Origin of the sequence: Salegentibacter sp. (assembly GCF_041642575.1) — a bacterium.
Classification (GTDB): domain Bacteria; phylum Bacteroidota; class Bacteroidia; order Flavobacteriales; family Flavobacteriaceae; genus Salegentibacter.
Genome location: NZ_JBEPWD010000140.1, coordinates 1 through 3,964 on the forward strand (window position 1 = coordinate 1; position 3,964 = coordinate 3,964).

Here is a 3,964-nt window from a genome sequence, read left to right on the forward strand (position 1 = left end):
AATTATTTCTCAGTATTAATTTAATACTTATTCAAGGCATAGAAAAACTTATTGAAGTGATTAACAAAACATTATATTAGTTTGAACCTGGGGAGTGGTTAATTGGGGATTGGTTCATTCGTTAATTCGGGATTCGTTAATTTTAGATTCGTTCCTGGCAACCTTGGGCTACTCCCATATAATGAAACCTAAAAAAGCTCCTCCCTTTTTTCAAAGGGAGGTGGCTTTTCCGCGGTAGTGGAAAAGACGGAGGGTTAAGGCGGCTGGTTTCATTAATTCGTTAATTGGGAGTTCGTTTAGTTCCTCCATTTTAACCAATTTCTTTGTTCTCTTCTAAATTAACCTTGAAACAGGAGATCCCATCTGTTTAAAACCGGTCAACACTCATCGGGGAAATTTACCTTACCTCATTCCACTTTCCACTCCCAAAAATTCTACCGGCTAAAGACTAACGACTCTCGACTAAATCTAAAGACCAAAGACTACCGACTGCCAAGATGTATTGCTCAATATTCCCGAATCTCTTACCTTTAACCGATAAACCTATATTCTGAATGAACAAAAGAAAGATCTGCGTGGTGGTTACCGCGAGGCCATCGTATAGCAGGATCAAGTCGGCACTTAGCGCTATTCAGGAGCATCCGGAGCTGGAATTACAGCTGGTGATCGCCGGTTCTGCCTTGCTGGATCGCTACGGAAATGCAGTGGATTTTATTGAAAAGGACGGTTTCCCTATTGCAGCAAAGGTATTCATGGTGCTGGAGGGTGAAAATCCTACCACTATGGCCAAAACCACTGGACTGGGAGTGATGGAACTCACCAATGTATTATACAATCTGAAACCCGATGCGGTGGTAACCATAGCCGACAGGTTTGAGACCATTGCCACTTCCATCGCGGCGGCTTATCAGAATATTCCGCTGGTGCATATACAGGGCGGGGAAGTAACGGGGAGCATCGATGAGAAAGTGCGGCATGCCAAGACCAAGCTCGCCGATCTGCACCTGGTGGCTACGGAAGACGCGAGGGAACGGGTTATCAAACTCGGGGAAGTGGAAGATAAGGTCATCAACACCGGTTGTCCTTCCATAGACCTGGCAAAACAGATTACTGAAGAGTCAAGTCTCAACTTCGATCCTGTTGAGAAATACGGCGGGGTGGGTAAATCCCTGGACTGGAAAAACGGCTACCTGGTCGCGATGCAACACCCGGTGACCACAGAATATAAACAGGCCAAACAACATATAACAGAGAGTCTGAAGGCGGTAAAAGAACTCAACATCCCCACCTTCTGGTTCTGGCCGAATGTGGATGCGGGCTCTGATGGCACTTCTAATGGAATGCGAACCTTCAGGGAACTGGAGCAACCGGAGAACATTCATTTCTTTAAGAATATGGAACCGGTGGATTTTCTGAGATTGCTGAAAGGCTCCAAAGCCCTGATCGGTAATTCCAGCGTGGGACTTCGGGAGTGCGCTTATCTCGGGGTGCCTGTAGTGAACATCGGGAACCGGCAGCACCGCAGAAGCCGTGCAAAAAATGTAACTGATGTGGGTTATGATAAAGAGGAGATCATTCAGGCTACCAGGCAGGCTATGGAACAACAACATTTTCCCTCCTCTGATCTCTACGGAAACGGAGACTCGGGAGTAAAGATCGCTGAGATCCTTGCGAGTGTGGAATTGAGTTTTAGTAAAACGATCACCTATTAATTTGGTTCTCGGCTTGCCCGCCGTAGCTCAGGCGGAGGCGGGTTGTCTGTTCTCTGTTATGAGTTTTTTTTTATTGTAGAGCAAGGTCATTTTATAAAGATCGTCATTCCGGGCCTGACCCGGAATCTCATCACGCATGAATTAGGTGTCATTCAACTTACTATAAATTCATCCCACCTGAATAGTTTTATGAAATTCTGAATCAATCCCTACAGCATCGGGACAGCATGACGTTGAACACAACTTTCCATATTTAAGTCCACAACCTAGCCTCCACAATCAACAACTAATAATTCCTATATTTGAAAAACTAAAACTTCCGGATTTGAAAATATTAGGCCTTATCCCTGCCCGGGGGGGCAGTAAAGGAATCCCCGGCAAGAATATCAAGCTGCTGGGGGGCAAGCCCCTGTTGCAGTATACCTGGGAAGCGGCGAAGCGAGCAAGTCTGCTTGATAAGGTTATCCTTAGTTCTGAGGATCAGGAAATAATTGAGGTTGCAAAGAACCTGGGGCTGGAGGTTCCTTTTACCAGACCTGAAGAACTGGCTCATGACGAGACACCAAGCATTGAGGTGATCAAACACGCCTTAAACTTCTTCAAAGAAAAAGGGGAGAATTTTGATGCGGTTTGTCTGATGCAGCCCACTACTCCATTTCGTTCGCCGGGACTCCTCGATGCCTGTATTAAAAAGTTCGTGGAGAACAATTTGGATTCACTGATCAGTGTCAGGGAGGTGCCCGCGGAGTTCAATCCACATTGGGTGTTTGAGGAGAAAGAAGGCCTGTTGAAACTCGCAACCGGAGAGGAGAGCATCATTCCCCGCCGACAGGAATTGCCAAAAGCTTACTTTCGTGACGGGGCGATATATCTTACAAAAACAGAAGTCCTGCTGGAGCAGAATTCTCTATACGGAAAGCGAACCGGGTTTTACGATACTACCGGTACTCCTTATGTGAATATTGATACACCTGAGGATTGGGAGAAAGCTATGAAAATAGTGGAAAGTGGAGAGTGGAAAGTGGAGAGTTATTAGTCGCTAGTATTTAGACGATAGGCGTTAGATTTTAGGAGGGAAAGTGTTTTTTTAATCGGTAGGCTTTTATCTTTAGTCGGTAGTTTAAAAATATTAGAGCTGAAGGGGTTGTCGGGATGTAAAAAAGCAAATTAATACAAATAACATTATACAATATACATTAACAAATGTGCGGAATAGCCGGGATCATAGGTAAGGGAGAATATTCTTCTTCCCTGGAGAAAATGCTGAAAACACAGGCACACCGTGGTCCTGACCATACGGGTCGGTATTTTGATAAAGATTTTGCTGCCCTGGGCCATAACCGACTCTCCATCATTGATCTTTCCCCGGAAGCTCATCAGCCTTTTTCCGAGGAATCGGGGCGCTTTCAGCTGGTTTTTAACGGGGAGATCTATAATTATAAAGAATTAAGGCAGGAACTGGCTTCGGGCTATAATTTCAGGACTAAATCTGATACCGAAGTCCTGCTCGCCGCTTTTATCAAATGGGGAAAAGCCTGTCTGCAGCACCTCAACGGGATGTTTGCTTTTGCCATCTGGGATGCAAAGGAGAAAAAACTCTTCGCGGCCCGGGACCGGTTTGGGGTTAAGCCTTTTTATTATACCGAAGTAAAAGGAGTCCTATACTTTTCCAGTGAGATCAAAGCATTACAATCGGTTATCCCTGAGACCACACCCAATGAGAAAGTCTGGGCGAGTTATTTCGCCTATGGGTCCTATGGAAGGCCTGATGAGACTTTTTATAAAGATATTCATCAGCTCCCGGGAGGGCATTTTTTGGAGTATTCCGAAGGAAAGTTCAGCATCAAAGCATGGTATGACTTTAAAGAACGGGTATCATCGATTAAACCGAATAAGGATTTTGAAGAAGCCAAAGCCAACTATTTTGAATTGCTGAAAGAAAGTATCAGGTTAAGATTCCGCGCTGATGTGCCACTGGGCTTCAACCTCAGCGGCGGCGCAGACAGCTCCCTGTTACTGGCCCTGGTAAACCTGTTCGAGGACAAGAAAAATATCACCGCCTATAGTTTTTACACAGGCGATGAGCGTTACGATGAACTGCCCTGGGTGGAACAAATGATCGCCACTACTGAGAATCCGCTTAAAAGAGTCAGATTTTCTGCTGAAGAGGTGGCTGAAACAGCCACTTTCATTTCGAAGAGTCAGGATGAGCCTTTTGGGGGCATTCCCAGTCTGGCCTATTCAAAGATATT

Annotated in this window: 3 protein-coding genes; all 3 read left to right on the plus strand. The window is 45.3% G+C overall.

Going from position 1 to position 3,964, the window contains the following annotated elements; translation table 11 throughout:
* Positions 1–554: 554 nt before the first annotated feature.
* Entirely contained in the window at positions 555–1,712 is a 1,158-nt protein-coding gene (neuC, locus tag ACESK1_RS12410) for a UDP-N-acetylglucosamine 2-epimerase (protein WP_372920499.1), read from the plus strand.
* Between the two features lie 325 nt (positions 1,713–2,037).
* The gene (locus tag ACESK1_RS12415) at positions 2,038–2,748 is read left to right on the plus strand and encodes a cytidylyltransferase domain-containing protein (protein ID WP_372920500.1); all 711 of its coding nucleotides are present in this window, start codon (positions 2,038–2,040) and stop codon (positions 2,746–2,748) included.
* A gap of 167 nt (positions 2,749–2,915) precedes the next feature.
* A partial coding sequence (gene asnB, locus ACESK1_RS12420; protein WP_372920501.1) for an asparagine synthase (glutamine-hydrolyzing) occupies positions 2,916–3,964 on the plus strand: 1,049 nt, incomplete at its 3' end.

What these genes read in the sequence shown, in the direction of transcription:
- neuC (WP_372920499.1), top strand. Translation starts at nt 555, where the DNA reads ATGAACAAAAGAAAGATCTGCGTGGTGGTTACCGCGAGGCCATCGTAT.